We start from the raw sequence: 17,700 nt of genomic DNA on the forward strand, positions 1-17,700 counted from the left end.
CTTCAGCGGGTTTCCCGGGTTACCACCATCTCGTCGTCGCCGGCCGCCCACGCCCGCTGGAACACTTCGAGAGACACGACCTCGTCGGCGCGGGTTGCGCTGTCATTGAGGTGCACCGTGCCGCGGGCCAGATCGACGCCGGTCACGACGACGGCATGGTCGCTCATCGGGTTGCCGCGGTTGTCCGTGGTTTGGATGGGCAGGCCCCAGATCATCTCGGCGTTCACCCCGGCGATCACCTTGTGACCGTCGGCCAGATAGTGCTTGAGTGCTTCCATGCCGGTGTCCGTCGCCGCCTCGTCCTGGCTGGTGGCCACGCCGTGAATACCGTACTGCGCCAACAACACCGGAATGTCGCCCGGGTCGGTGCCGTATCCCGCGCGGTACATCGGTCCGGGGTGGACGCGACTGCCCAGTCGTTGCGCCATCGCAATGATCTCCTGCTCGGACGGCTGCCGTCCGGTCAGCTCACCGATCACGTCGGCCGCCGCCATCAGGGCGCAGTCGTCGAAGGACTGGTTGCGCCAGTACTGGGCGGCGGCGGCCGGGTTGCCGTACATCCCGTTCGGATGCGGGTCCGGACGGGAGGCGGCGGCAGGAGCCACCGCGCCGCACAGCCACGCCGTGCCGACAACCAGTGCGCCCAGACCAAACACAACGGCATTGCGAGTGCTGAGGCAGATCTTGGCGGTACGCATGCGAAGAGATTCGAGGGCGCAGCTTCGCAAATACTCTGCAGATTCTTGGAGCTCCGTTTAGATTCGATCCGCCGCACCATTGCCGCCGTCACTTGGGAGGCCCGTTGTCGTATCTCGTTGCCATACCCGAGGTGTTGGCCTCCGCGGCAACCGATCTGGCCGGTGTCGGCTCGTCGCTTCGGGCCGCCAACACCGCCGCGTCGGTACCCACCACAAAACTGCTGGCCGCCGCTGCCGACGAGGTTTCGATGCAAGTCGCGGCGCTCTTCGGTGAGCATGCCCGGCGCTATCAGGTCCTGAGCGTGCACGCGGCCGCATTCCACCAGCAGTTCCTGCAATCGTTGCATGCCGCCGGAGATTCCTACGCCGCGGCGGAAGCGGCCAACGCGTCGCCGCTGCAGGCCGCAGAGCGAGCCGTGCTCGGCGCGATCAACGCACCGGGTCAAGCGCTGCTGGGCCGACCGCTGATCGGTGACGGCGCCGACGCAACCGCGCCCGGCCAAGCGGGGGGCGCGGGTGGCCTGTTGTACGGCAACGGCGGCGCGGGCGCGGCGGGAGCGACTGGTCAGGCCGGCGGGGCTGGCGGATCCGCCGGTCTGTGGGGCCGCGGCGGGGCCGGCGGCGCCGGCGGCGCGGGCGCTGTTGGCGGCAACGGCGGAAACGGCGGACTGCTGTACGGCGCGGGCGGCGCCGGCGGCGCCGGCGGGCTGGGCGCGACCGGCGGGCTGGGCGGCAACGCCGTCCTGGTCGGCAATGGCGGAGCCGGTGGCGCAGGCGGGCTCGGCGCGGCCGGCGGTGCCGGCGGCAGTGCACTGATCCTTGGCAGCGGTGGCCACGGCGGAGCGGGCGGCGCGGCAACCGTCGACGCCGCCGCCGGTCGCGGCGGGGACGGCGGCGCGGCCGGCTGGTGGGGCGACGGCGGCGCCGGCGGACGCGGCGGAGCGGGCCTCGCGGGGGTCGACGCGGTCAACCCGGCACCGAGCCAGGCCACCGCGCCCGGCGGCACCCCGGGACTGCCGAGCGACGTCGTCGGCCAGAACGACGCCTACGCGGTCGGAATGAATGGCGACTTCGGCAGCGGGGGCGCAACCGGGTGGAATGGCGGCGCGGGCGGCGCCGGCGGCAACGCATCGGCCACCACGACCGACTCGAGCGGCCAGAACACGATCGTCGCCACCGCGGGCAACGGCGGGGCTGGCGGAACGGGCGGAGCCGGCGGGGCCGGCGGGGCCGGGGGTGCAGGAGGTACGGCAACCGCCAACGGCAATTCCGATGGAAGTCCGCCTGACGCGGTCGGCGCGGTGGGCGGCGTGGGCGGCAACGGTGGCGACGGTGGCGCAGGCGGCGGCGCCGGCGGTGTGGGCGGCCGCGGTGGCGACGCGTTCGCGGGCAGGGAGTACGACGACCCCACCGCCGTCGGCGGCAACGGCGGTGGGGGCGGGGCCGGCGGCATCGGCACCACCGGCGGTGCCGGCCAGAACGGTGGCGCCGGTGGAAACGGCGGGCGCGGCGGGCTGCTGGTGGGTAACGGCGGTGCCGGGGGCGACGGCGGCACCGGCGGATCGGGCGGCGCAGGTGCCGTCGGCGGCGTTGGAGGTACCGGCGGGGACGGCGGCACGAAGAACACCCTGATCGCCGGCGAAGCCGGTGACGGCGGCGACGGCGGCGACGGCGGCACCGGTGGGACGGGTGGCGCCGGCGGGCGCGGCGGCGCCGGCGGCAATGGCGGTGCGGCTGGGCTCTTGTCGGGCGCCGGTGGCACCGGTGGCGCCGGCGGCACGGCAGGCAACGGCGGCGCGGGCGGCACAGGTGGCACCGGCGGTCAGGCCGGCGCTTCGGGCGGCACCGGTGGCATCTCGGGGACCGGTGGTGACGGCGGCGACGGCGGCGAGGGCGGCGCTGCGGGGGCAGCGGGCAGCGGCGGTCGCGGCGGCACCGGCAGCGCACTGAGTGGCTCCGCCGGATCGGGCGGCGTCATCGGCGGCGCCGGTTCGCCCGGCACGCGCGGGACCGACGGCGCAAACGGCTGAGCGCCGCCGCCAAGAACGCTCCAAGGATCCTTTGAGAATCCTCCAAGACCGCGTCCGGACACTATCGCGGTGCCTCAAACACTCGTCCGCCAAGACAACGCGGTACCGGGGTTCTCCCTCGACCGGCCGGTCCTGCTCCGCGCGATCCCGTTTCAGGCGATCTGTGAGCAGCATCTGCTGCCGTTCTACGGCGTCGTGCACATCGGCTATCTGCGCGGCGACAAACGACTGAGCCAAGCCGAACTCACCCGCGTCGTGGAAGCGTGCTCCACCGGCGGCATCCAGATTCAGGAAAAGATGACGAGCCGGATCGGCCTGTGGTTGCATCACCAGCTCGGCCCGCGCGGGCTGGGCGTGCTGGTGGAAGGCGGATACGCCTGCACCCCGGTCCGCGAGGGCGCCGCCCTCGCCGGTCCCACCACCACCATGGCCTTCTACGGCTCGATGCGCGACGACGCCGACCGGCAACGTGAATTCATCACCCTCGCAACAAGAAAGAGGAACACTCACCATGCCTGAGATCACCTTCGCCGGGCCCGCCCAGACGGCCACCATGCACCGCGACGACGCACCCGTGGGACGCACGGCGCGGTTTCACCTGCGCAAGCGTTTCAGTGGACTGCACTGCTGCCGGCGGTCGTGGTCCGACAACGGCAAGCGGCTGTTCCTGCACGGCTACGCACTCAGCTTCGGGATCGAGTTCGCTTGTGCCGAAACCGAACCCGACGACCAGGTGCTCAGCCCCGAATGCCTCGACGACATCCGCGCCGCCCTGCAGGCGCACTTCGGGCACACCACCCTCATCGCCACTAACGACCCGCAACGCGACCTGTTCGAGCTGCTGGCCGAACGTGACCTGGTCGACATGCGGATCGTGGACAGCACCGCCCTGGAAGCCTCGGCCGCCTGGGTTTTCGAGACTGTCGAGACGATCGTTACGCAGGCCACGGGCGGCCGGGTTTGGGTGTCGCGTATCGACGCTCAGGAGAGCGGCAGCCGGGTGTTCACGCTGACCGCGCTGCCGATGAAGGACTGGGCGTGACGGCGATAGCCGCACAACCGGCCGTCGCTGCCACTCTGGTCTGCACCGGCCACGCGCATGTCGCCGGAACCGGCATCGACATGTGACCGGCAGGTAGCCCAGGGTGCAGAATGCGACCGTGAGCGCCTCGGTCATCGGCTGCGTGGGCACCGTCATCGTGCCCACCCGCGGCGCGCACGGAGCCGGCGAGGTGCTGCTGACGGTGCGGGGCTCGAAGGAGACCTTCCTGGCCCGCTCCGACGAGCCGCTACCCAAGGGCACCCAGGTGCTCGTCGTGCAGGCCCACGGGCCCCGAACCGTCGTCGTCGAGCCCTGGCACGACCCGGCCGTGACCTCATAACGAAAGACAAGGAGTACGACAATGCTCGGCTACCGGGTACCCGCGCCGGACGAGGCGATGCTGATCTCCGGCGGTAAAGCCAAAGGCAATGCTCCGTTCCGGGTGGTGACCGGCCACGGCGCCTTCGTCATCCCGTTCTTTCGCAAGGCCGCGTTTCTGACCCTGGCGATGTGTGAGGCCGAGGTGGCCGAGAAGTGCGTCACGCAGCAGGGCATCACGCTCAACGTCCGGGCGGTCATCGCTTTCAAGGTGGGCAACGACCCGGAGAGCATCATCGCCGCCGCGCAACGGTTCCTGTCCGAACAAGACCAGATGCAAGTGCTCACCGGGCGGATCTTCGCCGGCCACCTGCGCTCGATCATCGGCTCCATGACCGTCGAGCAGATCATCCGGGAGCGCCAGAAGCTGGCCACCGAAGTGCTCGACGGCTCCAAGGAGGAAATGGCACGCATCGGCCTGAACGTCGACGCCCTGCAGATCCAGTCCATCGACGACGATGGCCTGGGCTACATCAAGGCGATGTCGGCGCCCCACAACGCCGCCGTGCAGCAGCAGGCCCAGATCGCCCAGGCGCAGGCCAACCAGAACGCCGCCGAGGCCGAACAGGAGTCCCAGCGCAAGCAGGCCGAGTTCGCCCGCGAAACCGCAATCGTCAAAGCCCAGTACAAGGCCGAGGTGGACAAGGCGCAGGCGCAAGCCGCCCAGGCGGGCCCGCTGGCCGAGGCGCAGGCGCAGCGCGAGGTGCTGGCCATGCGGACCGAACTGGCCCAGCGGGCGGCGGAACTGCGCCAGCAGGAGTTGGTCGCCGAGGTGGTCAAACCCGCCGAGGCCGAAGCCGAACGAGTCCGGATTCTGGCCGTGGCCGACGCGGAGAAGATGAAGATTCAGGCCGAGGCCGCCGCCTCGCACAACCGGGTGGCGCTGGACCGGATGATCATCGACCAACTTCCCGAGATCGTCGACAAGGCGGCGCGCGGGCTGGCCGGCTCCAACCTGACCGTGCTCAACGGCGCCGAAGGGATCAGTCAGGTGACCAGCGGCCTGGTGTCGCAGGGGCTGGCCATTTTCGACGCGGTGCGCAACGGGTTGTCCCAGTACGACGAGGAGGAGAGTGCCCCCGCGTAGTACGCGCCGTTAACCCCCTGCAAAATAACCGTGACGGCAGGCTTTCAGTGGTGTATCACTGAGACGCCAAATCAGATCGTGCTCGGCGAAAGGGTCGGCGACGTGAGCGAAGAAGCGCAGTCAACGGATCCGGCGGCCTCCCCGCGCGATAACCTCGCCGCCGAACTGGCCCGCCTCAAGCAACGGCACGACCGGCTGGAGATCGAGGTCAAGAACGACCGCGGCATGGTCGGCGACCACGGCGACGCGGCCGAGGCGATCCAGCGGGCCGACGAACTGGCAGTGCTGGCCGATCGGATCAACGAGCTGGATCGGCGGCTGAAGTCCGGGCCGTCCAGTGCGGACCCCTCCGAGGGGCTGCCCGGCGGCACCGAGGTGACCTTGCGGTTCGCCGACGGTGAAGTGGTCACCATGCACGTGATCTCGATCGTGGAGGAAACGCCGATAGGCCACGAAGGCGAGACGCTGACCGCAGGCAGCCCGCTGGGGCAGGCCCTGGCCGGCCGTAAAGCGGGCGACACGGTGACGTACTCCACGCCGCAGGGTCCCAGTCAGGTCGAACTGCTCTCGGTGAAGCTGCCCACCTAGACTCCCACTCAATGATCCCGCCAGAACCAGATGCGCAACCCCCACAACATCACCAGCACCTGCATCTGACGACTCAGGCGTTGCGATTCATCATCACCGGGTCTTTTTCGGCTGTCGTCGACTTCGGCCTCTATCTGATCCTGTACAAGGTCCTCGGCGTGCAGGTCGACCTCGCCAAGGCCACCAGCTTCATCGTGGGCACCATCACCGCGTACCTGATCAACCGGCGATGGACATTCCAGGCCTCACCGAGCACCGCACGGTTCATCGGGGTGATGGCGCTGTACGCGATCACGTTCTCGGTTCAAGTCGGACTCAACCATCTGTGCCTCGAGTTGCTGGACTACCGCGGCTGGGCGGTTCCGGTCGCATTCGTGGTGGCGCAGGGCACCGCGACGGTGATCAATTTCGTCGTGCAGCGAACCGTGATCTTCCGCATCCGCTGAGCCCGGCAGCGGGCGCGGTACCCTCTTTGACGATGTCGAGCAGCGATACGACCACCACGCCCGCCCGGTTGACCGGCTGGGGACGCACCGCGCCTTCGGTGGCGCAGGTGCTGCGCACTCCCGACGTCGAAGCCATCGTCAAGGCGGTGGTCCGCGCGGCCGAGTCCGACGGACGGGGCGTGATCGCCCGCGGGCTGGGCCGGTCCTACGGCGACAACGCCCAGAACGGCGGCGGCCTGGTCATCGACATGGCCGCACTGAACCGGATCCACTCCCTGAACGCCGAAACGAAGCTGGCCGACGTCGACGCGGGCGTCAACCTGGACCAGTTGATGAAAGCGGCGCTGCCGTTCGGGCTGTGGGTACCGGTGCTGCCGGGCACCAGGCAGGTCACCGTCGGCGGTGCGATCGGATGCGACATCCACGGCAAGAATCACCACAGCGCCGGTAGCTTCGGCAACCACGTCCGCAGCATGGACCTGCTGCTGGCCAGCGGCGAGATCCGCCGGGTCACCCCCGATGGTGAAGAGGCCGAACTGTTCTGGGCCACCGTCGGCGGCAACGGGCTGACCGGGATCATCCTGCGCGCCACGATCGAGATGACACCCACCGAGACGGCCTATTTCATCGCCGACGGCGATGTCACCGCCACCCTCGACGAAACCATTGCACTGCACAGCGACGGCAGTGAAGCGAACTACACCTATTCCAGCGCCTGGTTCGACGCCATCAGCGCACCGCCGAAGTTGGGCCGCGCGGCGGTATCCCGCGGCTCGCTGGCCACCCTCGAACAGCTACCCGACAAGCTGCGCCGCAATCCGCTGAAATTTGATGCGCCACAACTTTTCACGTTTCCCGACATCTTCCCGAACGGGCTGGCCAACAAGTACACCTTCGGGCCCATCGGCGAACTGTGGTACCGCAAGTCGGGCACCTATCGGGGCAAGATCCAGAATCTGACGCAGTTCTACCACCCGCTTGACATGTTCGGGGAATGGAACCGCGGCTACGGGTCGTCGGGGTTTCTGCAGTACCAGTTCGTGGTTCCCACCGAAGCCGTCGACGAATTCAAACGGATCATCCACGACATCCAGGCCAGCGGCCACTACTCGTTCCTCAATGTGTTCAAGCTGTTCGGGCCCGGCAATCAGGCCCCGTTGAGCTTCCCCATCCCGGGCTGGAACATCTGCGTCGACTTCCCGATCAAAGCCGGCCTCAACGAGTTCGTCAGCGAGCTCGACCGCCGGGTGCTGCAATTCGGTGGCCGGCTCTACACCGCCAAAGACTCCCGCACCACCGCGGAGACCTTTCACGCCATGTATCCGCGGATCGACGAGTGGATCGCCTTGCGCCGCAAGGTGGATCCGTCCGGGGTGTTCGCCTCCGACATGGCCCGACGTTTGGAGCTGCTCTAATGGTGCTCGACGCGGTAGGAAATCCCCAGTCGATCCTGCTACTCGGAGGCACCTCCGAGATCGGGTTGGCCATCTGCGAACGCTACCTTCGCAACGCCTCGGCGCGAATCGTGTTGGCCGCCATGCCCGACGACCCGGGTCGTGACGACGCGGTGGCGCAGATGAAGGCCGCCGGCGCCCGGTCGGTGGAACTCGTCGACTTCGACGCGCTGGAACCGGACACCCACCCCAAGGTGATCGACGAGTGTTTCAGCAACGGCGATGTCGACGTGGCCATCGTTGCATTCGGCCTGCTGGGCGACGCCGAGGAACTTTGGCAGAACCAGCGCAAAGCCGTACAGATCGCCGAAATCAACTACACCGCGGCCGTATCGGTGGGCGTGCTGCTGGCCGAGAAGATGCGCACCCAGGGCTTCGGCCAGATCATCGCGATGAGCACGGTCGCCGGCGAGCGGGTGCGCCGATCCAACTTCGTCTACGGGTCCACCAAGGCCGGGTTGGACGGGTTCTACCTGGGCCTGTCGGAGGCGTTGCGCGAGTACGGGGTTCGGGTGCTGGTGATCCGCCCCGGCCAGGTGCGCACCAGGATGAGCGCCCACGTCAAGGAAGCACCGCTGACCGTCGACAAGGAGTACGTCGCCAACCTCGCGGTGACCGCGTCGGCAAAAGGTAAGGAATTGGTTTGGGCGCCAACAGCATTCCGTTACGTGATGATGGTGTTGCGTCACATCCCGCGGAGCATCTTCCGCAAGCTGCCCATCTGAGCATGCGCAGCGCGCTGGCCACCCTCGGCCAGATGGCACTGGCGGCTCTGGTGGCCGTCGTCACATCCGCGGCGTCCCTGGCGGCGATATCGCAGGTGCAGTGGCCCGCTTTCCCGTCGTCCAACCAGTTGCACGCGCTGACCACCGTCGGCCAGGTGGGTTGCCTGGCCGGACTGGTCGCCGTGGGCTGGTGGTACCGCCGCTTCCCGCGGCTGGCCCGGTTGGGCGGATCGGTGTTCGTGTCCGCCTTCAGCGTCGTGACGCTGGGTATGCCGTTGGGGGCCACCAAGCTCTTCCTGTTCGGCATCTCGGTTGACCAGCAGTTCCGCACCGAATACCTGACCCGGCTCACCGACAGCCCGGCGTTGCGCGATATGACGTACATCGGGCTGCCGCCGTTCTACCCGCCCGGCTGGTTCTGGATCGGCGGCCGTGCGGCAGCGCTCACCGGCACCCCGGCGTGGGAGATGTTCAAGCCGTGGGCCATCACCTCGATCACCATCGCCGTCGCGGTGGCGCTGGTGCTGTGGTCGCGGATGATCCGCTTCGAGTACGCGCTGCTGGTCACGGTCGCCACCGCCGCCGTCACGCTGGCCTACGGCTCGCCGGAGCCCTATGGCGCGGTGATCACCGTGCTGCTGCCCCCGGTGCTGGTGTTGACGTGGTCGGGTTTGCGGGCCGCCGAGCGCCCGCCCGCCGCCGAGCGTGAAGCTGGCTTCACAGTTGGCGACGAGCGTGAAGCCAGCTTCACGTCCGGGGAAGGGGCGGCCACGGGCAGCGGCTGGGCCGCGATCGTCGGGACCGGCGTGTTCCTGGGCTTTGCCGCGACCTGGTACACGCTGCTGGTCGCCTACAGCGCCTTCACGGTGACGCTGATGTCGCTCGTTCTGGCCGTATCCCGGTGGCGCAGGTACGGGGCGAAGGCCGCCCTGGACCCGCTGCGCCGGCTGTTGGTCATCGCGGTCATCGCCGTGTCGATCGCGTCCACCACCTGGCTCCCCTACCTGCTCAGAACACTGAGCTCGCCGGCCGGCAACAGCGGCAGCGCCTTCCACTACCTGCCCGCCGACGGTGCCGAACTGACCTTCCCAATGCTGCAGTTCTCGCTGCTCGGGGCGATCTGCATGGTGGGCACGCTGTGGCTGGTCGTGCGCGCGCATTCGTCGGTGCGGGCCGGCGGCCTGGCGATCGGCGTGCTGGCCGTCTATGCCTGGTCGCTGCTGTCGATGCTGACCACTCTGGCGCGCACCACGCTGCTGTCGTTCCGGCTGCAGCCGACGCTCAGCGCGTTGCTGGTGGCTGCCGGGGTGTTCGGTTTCATCGAAGCCACCCGGGCACTGGCCGCCCGTAGCCGTGCGGTGCTGCCGGTGGCCGCGGCCCTCGGGCTGGCCGGTGCGATCGCCTTCAGCCAGGACATCCCCGACGTGCTGCGGCCCGACCTGACGATCGCCTACACCGACACCGACGGCGACGGACTGCGCGGCGATCGGCGCCCGCCCGGCTCGGAGAAGTACTACCCGGCCGTCGACGTCGCCATCCAGCGCGCCACCGGTAAGCCGCGCGACCAGACCGTGGTGCTGACTGCCGACTACAGCTTCCTGTCGTTCTATCCCTATTGGGGTTTCCAGGGGCTGACCTCGCACTACGCGAATCCGTTGGCTCAGTTCGACAAGCGCGCCGCGCAGATCGAAAGCTGGTCCAAGCTCAAAACCGCCGACGAATTGATCCAGTCGCTGGACCAGCTGCCCTGGCCGCCGCCGACCGCCTTCGTGATGCGGCGCGGCGCCGGCAACACCTACACGTTGCGGCTGGCCGAGGACGTCTACCCCAACCAGCCCAACGTCCGCCGCTACACCGTCGACCTCAAAGCGGCCCTTTTCGCCGACCCGCGCTTCACCGTGGAAACCATCGGGCCGTTCGTGGTGGCCATCCGCAGGCCGAGCCGCTGATGGCCACCGAAACCGCACCCGACACCGCCGAACAATTACCATCTACCTCCGTGAGCGACGCGGGAGCAAACCACCGGATCGCTCGACTCGTTGCGGTCGTCGCCGGACTGTTGGGAGCGGCGCTGGCGCTGGCAACCCCGCTGCTGCCGGTCAGGCAGACCACCGCGCAGCTCAACTGGCCGCAGAACGGTGCCTTCAGCAGCGTCGAAGCCCCGCTGATCAGCTACGTGGCCACCGACCTGAACATCAGCGTGCCCTGCCAGACCGCGGCCGGATTGACCGGGCCGCAGAACGCCGGCAAGACGGTGTTGTTGTCGACGGTGCCCAAACAGGCCCCCAAAGCGGTCGACCGCGGCCTGCTGCTGCAGCGGGTCAACGACGACCTGGTGCTGATCGTGCGCAACGTCCCCGTCGTCACCGCCCCGATGAGCCAGGTCCTGGGGCCGGACTGTCAGCGGCTGACCTTCACCGCCCACGCGGACCGGGTCATCGGGGAATTCGTCGGCCTCAAGCAGGGCCCGACCACCGAGCATCCCGGCGCGCCGTTGCGTGGCGAGAAGAGCGGCTACGACTTCCGTCCGCAGATCGTGGGGGTGTTCACCGATCTCACCGGGCCGGCTCCGCCGGGCGTGAACTTCTCCGCGACCGTCGACACCCGCTACAGCAGCAGCCCGACGCCGCTGAAGATGGCCGCGATGATCCTGGGGCTGCTGCTGACCGCGGCTTCCCTGGTGGCGCTGCACGTTCTCGACATCGCCGACGGCACCCGGCACCGCCGGTTCCTGCCGTCGCGCTGGTGGTCGGTCGGCGGACTCGACGTGCTGGTGATCGCCGTGCTGGTGTGGTGGCACTTCGTCGGCGCCAACACCTCCGACGACGGCTACATCCTGACCATGGCCAGGGTGTCCGAACACGCCGGCTACATGGCGAACTACTACCGCTGGTTCGGCACGCCCGAGGCACCGTTCGGCTGGTACTACGACCTGTTGGCGATGTGGGCGCACGTCACCACGGCCAGCATCTGGATGCGGCTGCCCACCCTGTTGATGGCGCTGACCTGCTGGTGGGTGATCAGCCGCGAGGTCATCCCCCGGCTCGGCAATTCCGTCAAGAAGAGCCGGGCCGCGGCGTGGACGGCGGCCGGCATGTTCCTGGCGGTCTGGCTGCCCTTGAACAACGGCCTGCGGCCCGAGCCCATCATCGCCCTGGGCATCCTGCTGACCTGGTGCTCGGTGGAGCGCGCGGTGGCCACCAGCCGGCTGCTGCCGGTGGCCGCGGCGTGCATCATCGGCGCCCTGACGTTGTTCTCCGGGCCGACGGGGATCGCGTCCATCGGTGCGCTGCTGGTGGCGATCGGGCCGCTGCGGACCATCCTGCATCGCCGCTCCAAGCGGTTCGGCCTGCTGCCCCTGGTGTCGCCGATCCTGGCCGCGACCACCGTCACCACCATCCTCATCTTCCGGGACCAGACCTTTGCCGGTGAAGCGCAGGCCACCGTGCTCAAGCGGGCCGTGGGCCCGAGCCTGAAGTGGTTCGACGAGCACATCCGCTACGAACGGCTGTTCATGCCCAGCCCGGACGGGTCGGTGGCGCGCCGGTTCGCGGTGCTGGCGCTGATCCTCGCGCTCGCCATCGCGGTCGCAATATCGTTGCGTAAGGGCAGGATTCCGGGAACCGCGGCCGGGCCGAGCCGCCGCATCATCGGCATCACGATCATTTCGTTCCTGGCGATGATGTTCACCCCGACGAAATGGACGCACCACTTCGGGGTGTTCGCCGGATTGGCCGGTTCACTGGGAGCGTTGGCCGCGATCGCGGTGACCGGGGCCGCAATGCGCTCCCGCCGCAACCGAACCGTGTTCGCCGCCGTCGTGCTGTTCGTGATGGCGATGTCGTTCGCCAGCGTCAACGGCTACTGGTACGTATCGAACTTCGGTGTGCCGTGGTCGAATTCGTTCCCGAAGTGGCGGTGGTCACTGACCACCGCGCTGCTCGAGCTGACGGTGATCGTGCTGCTGATAGCGGCGTGGTTCCACTTCGCCGCCACCAACGACGACGGACCGCCCAGAAGCCGGTTCGGCGCACGTCTGTCGCGAATCCTGCAGTCCCCGTTGGCGATTGCGACCTGGCTGGTGGTTCTGATGGAGGTCGTGTCGCTGACTCAGGCGATGATCTTCCAGTACCCGGCGTGGTCGGTGGGCCGGTCGAACCTGCAGGCTTTGGCTGGTTTCAAGACCGGAAAGGCCTGTGGACTGGCCGAGGACGTCCTGGTCGAGTTGGATCCCGAGGCCGGCATGTTGACCCCGGTGTCCGGGCCGGTGGGCGACGCGCTGGGGGCGGGCCTCTCGGAGGCGTTCACTCCCAACGGAATTCCCGCCGACGTGTCCGCCGACCCGGTGATGGAGCGGCCCGGCGACCGCAACTTCGCCAACGATGACGGGGTGGTCACCGGTACCGAGGCCGGCACCGAGGGTGGCACCACGGCCGCACCCGGCATCAACGGCTCCCGGGCGCGATTGCCGTTCAACCTGGACCCGGCCCGCACGCCGGTGCTCGGCAGTTGGCGGGCCGGCATTCAGGTGCCGGCCATGCTGCGGTCGGGCTGGTACCGGCTACCGCCCAAGGACGAGCGACACCAGACCCCCCTGCTGGTGGTGACCGCCGCGGGCCGTTTCGACGCCCGCGAGGTCCAGGTGCAGTGGGCTACCGACGAGCAGGCGGCGGCCGGCAAGCACAGCGGCTCAATGGGATTCGCCGATGTCGGCGCGGCCCCGGCATGGCGAAACCTGCGCGCCCCGTTGTCGGCCATTCCCGATTCCGCCACTCAGATACGGCTGGTGGCCGACGACGACGACCTGGCCCCGCAACACTGGATCGGACTCACTCCGCCACGAGTGCCGCGGCTGCGCACGCTGCAGGAAGTGGTGGGCTCCAAGGATCCGGTGTTCCTGGACTGGCTGGTGGGGCTGGCGTTCCCGTGCCAGCGGCCGTTCGGTCATCAGAACGGTGTGGACGAGACGCCGAAATGGCGCATCCTGCCCGACCGGTTCGGGGCCGAAGCGAATTCGCCGGTGATGGACAACCTCGGCGGCGGCCCGCTGGGTGTCACCGAATTGTTGACGCACCCGGTCACGGTGGCCAGCTACCTCAAGGACGACTGGTTCCGCGACTGGGGCGCGCTGCAGCGGCTCACGCCCTTCTACCCCGACGCCACGGCCGCCCGGCTGGAGCTGGGCACCGTGACACGCAGCGGCTTTTGGGATCCGGCGCCGTTGCGCAAGAGCTAGCGCGCGGACTCCTCCAATTAGGGGAGCAGTTTTTCATCCGCCGAACCGGCCAGTCGGCCGAGGGACCCACGGCGTCGGGTGCCCGAAGGTGGTAGCCGGCGCATAGGTGCAAAAGTCTTCCGGACAGGGGGCGGCAATGGGATTCGTCGTAGCTTCGCTGACTGCGATCGCAACCGCGCAGGACCGGCTGACCGGGATCGGGTCGACACTCGCCGAGGCCAACGCCGCGGCCGCGGCCTCGACGGCCGACGTCGCCGCGGCGGCCGCCGACGAGGTGTCGAAGGGCATTGCAGCGTTGTTCGGTCGGCACGGTCAGCTGTATCAGCAGCTGAGCGCTCATGCCGCGGCGTTTCACCGGGACTTCCTGGCCATGCTGGCCGGCAGCGCCGACTCCTATGCGGCCGCCGAGTCGGTCAATGTGCAACTGAACCTGTGGAACGCGGTCAATGCCCCAGCGGAGGCTCTGCTGGGACGAGGACTGGTCGGTAACGGCGCCGATGCGACCACGCCGGGGGCTGCCGGCGGCGATGGCGGGTTGTTGTTCGGCGACGGCGGTGCCGGAGCGGCCGGAGCGCCCGGGCAGGCCGGCGGCGCGGGCGGTTCGGCTGGTTTGTGGGGTCGTGGCGGGACGGGCGGAGCCGGCGGAACCGGCGGGGCCACCGGCGGTGCCGGGGGCAACGGCGGATGGCTGTACGGCAAGGGCGGGACGGGCGGAGCCGGCGGAGCCGGCGGCGGGAGCGGCGGCCGCGGTGGCGACGGGGGATGGATTCTGGGCGGCGGTGGCAATGGCGGCGCCGGCGGCCTGGGCGGCGGAACGGGCGGGCCCGGTGGGCGCGCCGAATGGCTCTGGGGTGCCGGCGGCGCCGGCGGGACCGGGGGTCCCGGCACCGATGGCGCCGACGGAGCGGGAGCGGGCGGCCCCGGCGGACAGGGTGGAGTGGGCGGCGCCGGCGGCCTGTTGGCGCGTGGCGGTCCCGGCGGCGCGGGCGGCCCCGGCGGCGCCGGCGGCACGGGTGCAGTGGGCGGTGAGGGTGGCCCCGGCGGCCTCGGGGGTGACGGCGGTGCCGGCGGCCGCGGTGCCCTGATACTCGGTCCGGGCGGGCATGGCGGCGCCGGCGGGACCGGCGGGACCGGGGGTGCCGGCGGTGTCGGCGCAGACGGGGCGGTGGCCGGCCTGGGTGGCGTGGGAGCCACCGGCGGCACCGGGGGTACCGGAGGCACGGCCGGTCACGGTGGAGCCGGTGGTGCGGCGGGCGGATGGTTCGGCGTCAGCGGCGCCGCGGGCGGTGCAGGTGCCGGCGGCACCGGAGGTAGCGGCGGGGCCGGCGGGGCCGGCACTGCGGGAGTCGATGCCGCGGCCGGCTCTGCCGCCGTGGGCGGTCCCGGGTTCGCCGGCGGGCACGGCGGGACGGGTGGTCGAGGCGGCAACGCTGTTGGTGGCGGCAGCAACGGCAGTGGCGGGGCCGGTGGCGCCGGCGGTGTCGGCGGTGCCGGCGGAACCGGCGGGTCGGGAACGGTGACGGGCAGCGTCGGTGGAACCGGCGGTGCCGGTGGGTCTGGTGGTAACGCCGGTGCCGGCGGCGCCGCGGGTGCCGGCGGCTCGGGAGGGGTCGTGGGAGCAGCGGGCACCGGAGGGACCGGCGGCCAGGGTGGCACCGGCGGAGCCGGTAGCGCCGGTGGCGACGCCGCGGCCGGGTCCGGAGCGTCCGGGAAATCGGGGTTTGCCGGCGGCGACGGCGGTGCCGGCGGCGCCGGCGGCGATTCCGGTGCGGGCGGCATCAATGGGACCGGTGGCGCGGGCGGCGCCGGTGGCGACGGGGGTGGCGGCGGGGCCGGTGGTTCGGGTGCCGACAGCACGAGCGGAGCGGGGCAGGCCGGCGGACGGGGCGGCACGGGCGGGAACGCCGGGTCCGGCGGCGCGGGTGGAGGCCGCGGTAACGGTGGCAGCGGCGGCGGGGTGGGCGCGGTCGGAGATGCCGGCATCGGTGGGACCGGCGGCCGAGGCGGCGACGGAGGTGCCGGCGCGGCCGGAGCCGACGCTGCGGCAGGTTCGGCGTCCGCAGGTGGACCAGGATTCGATGGCGGCGCGGGCGGTGACGGCGGTATGGGCGGTAACTCCGGTCCCGGCGGCACGAACGGGACCGGCGGCGTCGGTGGTTCCGGTGCTCGCGGGGGCACCGGCGGTATCGGCGCGTCCGGCACGCCGGACGGCGGCCCCGGTGCGGCCGGAGGGACCGGCGGCGCGGGCGGGAAGGCCGGGACCGGCGGAGACGCGGGCACCGGGGGCGCCGGCGGCGTTGGCGGCGGCGGCGGACGCGGCGGGATCGGCGGCACCGGCGGCCAGGGCGGCGCCGGTGCCACCGGACCCATTGCCGGTTCCCGGGGCGGTGACGGTGGTGACGGCGGTGTCGGGGGCAATGCCGGTGCCGGGGGCCTCGCGGTGGGCGGCACCGCGGGCAGCGCAGGTACCGCGGGCGACGGCGGCACGGGCGGGTCAGGCGGCACCGGAGGCACCGGTCCCACGGGGGCGAACAGCTCCGGAGGCGCCACCGGAGGTACCGGTGGCACCGGTGGGACCGGTGGTAACGGCGGCAGAGGTGGCGCCGGCGGCGACGGCATCAACGGGACCGGCGGCGGCAACGGCGGCACCGGCGGTAGGGCCGGCAGTGGCGGCACCGGGGGCACCGGCGGCACCAGCACCGGCGCCTCGGCGGGTGCCGGCGGCGGCGACGGCGGTCGCGGCGGAGTCGGTGGTGCCGGCGGAAACGGCGGTTCAGGGGGTGACGGCGGAGCCGGGGGCGGCATCGCGGGCGCCATGGGCCGGGCCGGCGACGGGGGCGCCGGCGGCGCCGGCGGTCAGGGCGGCACCGGCGGCAATGGCGTCAACCCCCAACCGATCCCCAACGGAGGGCAGGCCGCGTCCGGCGCGGACGGCGCCGACGGCATCCCCACCGGCGAAAGTGGCGATCCCGGGCAGAACGGCACCACCCCCGGGGAGTGGGGCGGCAACGGCGGCGACGGCGGCGACGGAGTGAGCGAGTTCGCGAATCCCATCGGCGGCGCCGGTGGCAAGGGCGGCGACGGTGCTGTTGGCGCGAGCGGTGGCAACGGCGGCGACGGCGGCGACGGCGTGCGACCGCGCCGGGATCCTCGTCCCGCCCGCGGCGGGGATGGCGGCAACGGCGGCAACGGCGGCGACGGCGCCAATGGCGGCCATGGCGGCAACGGCGGCAACATCGATCCGTACGCAGTCGACTTCAATCTCAACTACGGCGCAGGCGACGGCGGCGACGGCGGCGACGGCGGAATCGGCGGCAACGGCGGCAACGGCGGCAACGGCGGCTACAGCATCGGCTTCGTTTACGCCGGCAATGGCGGAGGTGGCGGCAACGGCGGCGACGCCGTCGGGCCGATGAGCGCGGGTGGCAACGGCGGCAACGGCGGCACGGGCGGTGCCGGCGGCAATGCCGGCACAGTGGGTGATCTGAGCGGTGTCGCCGGTGGCGCCGGCGGCATGGGCGGCGCGGGTGGCCAGGGCGGTGTCGGTGCCGATGGCGGCAACGGCGGATTCGGTGGCAGTGGCGGGACGAACCGAAGCGGCGACGTCGAGGCCGGCGATGGCGGTAATGGCGGCCGCGGAGGTCATGGCGCCGACGGCGGCAACGGCGGTAATGGCGGCGACGGAGGAACCGGCGGCGTCGGCCCGACGGGCACCGCGGCCGGTGGAGCGGGCGGCGCCGCCGGCACCGGCGGTACCGGCGGAAACGGCGGAAACGGTGGCGGCGGCGGTGCCGGAGGTCCCGGCGGCGCCGCCGGCTGGGCCGGCCCGGATGGAGAAGACGGTCAGGTGGGTATCGATGGCGCGGTGGGCAGGCACGGCTGACCGGAGACAACGTCGGGCAGCGCCAACCGAATGGTGAATGCCGGGTCCTCAAATAACCGGCATCGAGCAGATTTCCCTCCCCCTGTAGGAGGAGCAAATTTCATCCGTCAAATCGGCAAGTTGGCTGAGGGTC

General features: G+C 70.8%; 13 protein-coding genes. 12 read left to right on the top strand and 1 reads right to left on the bottom strand.

Features of this window, described 5'->3' with window-relative positions; translation table 11 throughout:
- Positions 1-2: 2 nt before the first annotated feature.
- Positions 3-698, bottom strand: coding sequence for a C39 family peptidase (locus tag AC5Y7D_RS20230; protein ID WP_499927055.1), 696 nt, complete (start codon positions 696-698; stop codon positions 3-5).
- Between the two features lie 104 nt (positions 699-802).
- Here AC5Y7D_RS20230 and AC5Y7D_RS20235 point away from each other — a divergent pair, with 104 nt between their 5' ends.
- The 12 genes from AC5Y7D_RS20235 to AC5Y7D_RS20290 all read left to right on the top strand — a co-directional run bounded on the left by AC5Y7D_RS20235 (position 803) and on the right by AC5Y7D_RS20290 (position 17,567).
- The gene (locus AC5Y7D_RS20235) at positions 803-2,728 is read left to right on the top strand and encodes a PE family protein (RefSeq protein ID WP_499927056.1); all 1,926 of its coding nucleotides are present in this window, start codon (positions 803-805) and stop codon (positions 2,726-2,728) included.
- A gap of 69 nt (positions 2,729-2,797) precedes the next feature.
- The gene (locus AC5Y7D_RS20240; RefSeq protein ID WP_499927058.1) at positions 2,798-3,247 is read left to right on the top strand and encodes a GTP cyclohydrolase I; all 450 of its coding nucleotides are present in this window, start codon (positions 2,798-2,800) and stop codon (positions 3,245-3,247) included.
- A complete protein-coding gene (locus AC5Y7D_RS20245; protein ID WP_499927060.1) occupies positions 3,240-3,770 on the top strand; it encodes a 6-carboxytetrahydropterin synthase in 531 nt (176 codons plus the stop codon). The genes AC5Y7D_RS20240 and AC5Y7D_RS20245 overlap by 8 nt, the downstream gene beginning before the upstream one ends.
- Positions 3,771-3,888: 118 nt before the next feature.
- Positions 3,889-4,110: an NfeD family protein gene (locus tag AC5Y7D_RS20250; RefSeq protein ID WP_499927062.1), complete on the top strand. Its 222-nt coding sequence runs from the start codon at positions 3,889-3,891 to the stop codon at positions 4,108-4,110.
- Between the two features lie 21 nt (positions 4,111-4,131).
- Positions 4,132-5,235: an SPFH domain-containing protein gene (locus AC5Y7D_RS20255; protein ID WP_499927064.1), complete on the top strand. Its 1,104-nt coding sequence runs from the start codon at positions 4,132-4,134 to the stop codon at positions 5,233-5,235.
- A gap of 102 nt (positions 5,236-5,337) precedes the next feature.
- Positions 5,338-5,823 (top strand): GreA/GreB family elongation factor, encoded by a 486-nt coding sequence (locus tag AC5Y7D_RS20260; protein WP_499927066.1) that lies wholly within the window; start codon positions 5,338-5,340, stop codon positions 5,821-5,823.
- 80 nt (positions 5,824-5,903) lie between these two features.
- Positions 5,904-6,269 carry a GtrA family protein gene (locus AC5Y7D_RS20265; RefSeq protein ID WP_499927141.1) on the top strand — a complete coding sequence of 122 codons (366 nt, stop codon included), beginning with the start codon at positions 5,904-5,906 and terminating at the stop codon, positions 6,267-6,269.
- Between the two features lie 32 nt (positions 6,270-6,301).
- Positions 6,302-7,684 (top strand): decaprenylphosphoryl-beta-D-ribose oxidase, encoded by a 1,383-nt coding sequence (dprE1, locus tag AC5Y7D_RS20270; RefSeq protein ID WP_499927068.1) that lies wholly within the window; start codon positions 6,302-6,304, stop codon positions 7,682-7,684.
- On the top strand, positions 7,684-8,448 hold the full coding sequence (gene dprE2, locus AC5Y7D_RS20275; protein ID WP_499927070.1) for a decaprenylphospho-beta-D-erythro-pentofuranosid-2-ulose 2-reductase: 765 nt from the start codon (positions 7,684-7,686) through the stop codon (positions 8,446-8,448). Before dprE1 ends, dprE2 begins: the two co-directional genes overlap by 1 nt.
- Positions 8,449-8,450: 2 nt before the next feature.
- Complete coding sequence (locus tag AC5Y7D_RS20280) at positions 8,451-10,397, top strand: galactan 5-O-arabinofuranosyltransferase (RefSeq protein ID WP_499927071.1); 1,947 nt, start codon at positions 8,451-8,453, stop codon at positions 10,395-10,397.
- On the top strand, positions 10,397-13,684 hold the full coding sequence (locus AC5Y7D_RS20285; RefSeq protein ID WP_499927073.1) for an arabinosyltransferase domain-containing protein: 3,288 nt from the start codon (positions 10,397-10,399) through the stop codon (positions 13,682-13,684). Before AC5Y7D_RS20280 ends, AC5Y7D_RS20285 begins: the two co-directional genes overlap by 1 nt.
- Before the next feature lie 136 nt (positions 13,685-13,820).
- Complete coding sequence (locus AC5Y7D_RS20290) at positions 13,821-17,567, top strand: PE family protein (RefSeq protein ID WP_499927075.1); 3,747 nt, start codon at positions 13,821-13,823, stop codon at positions 17,565-17,567.
- The last annotated feature ends 133 nt before the right edge of the window (positions 17,568-17,700 follow it).

The organism is Mycobacterium sp. NGS49 (assembly GCF_059812565.1).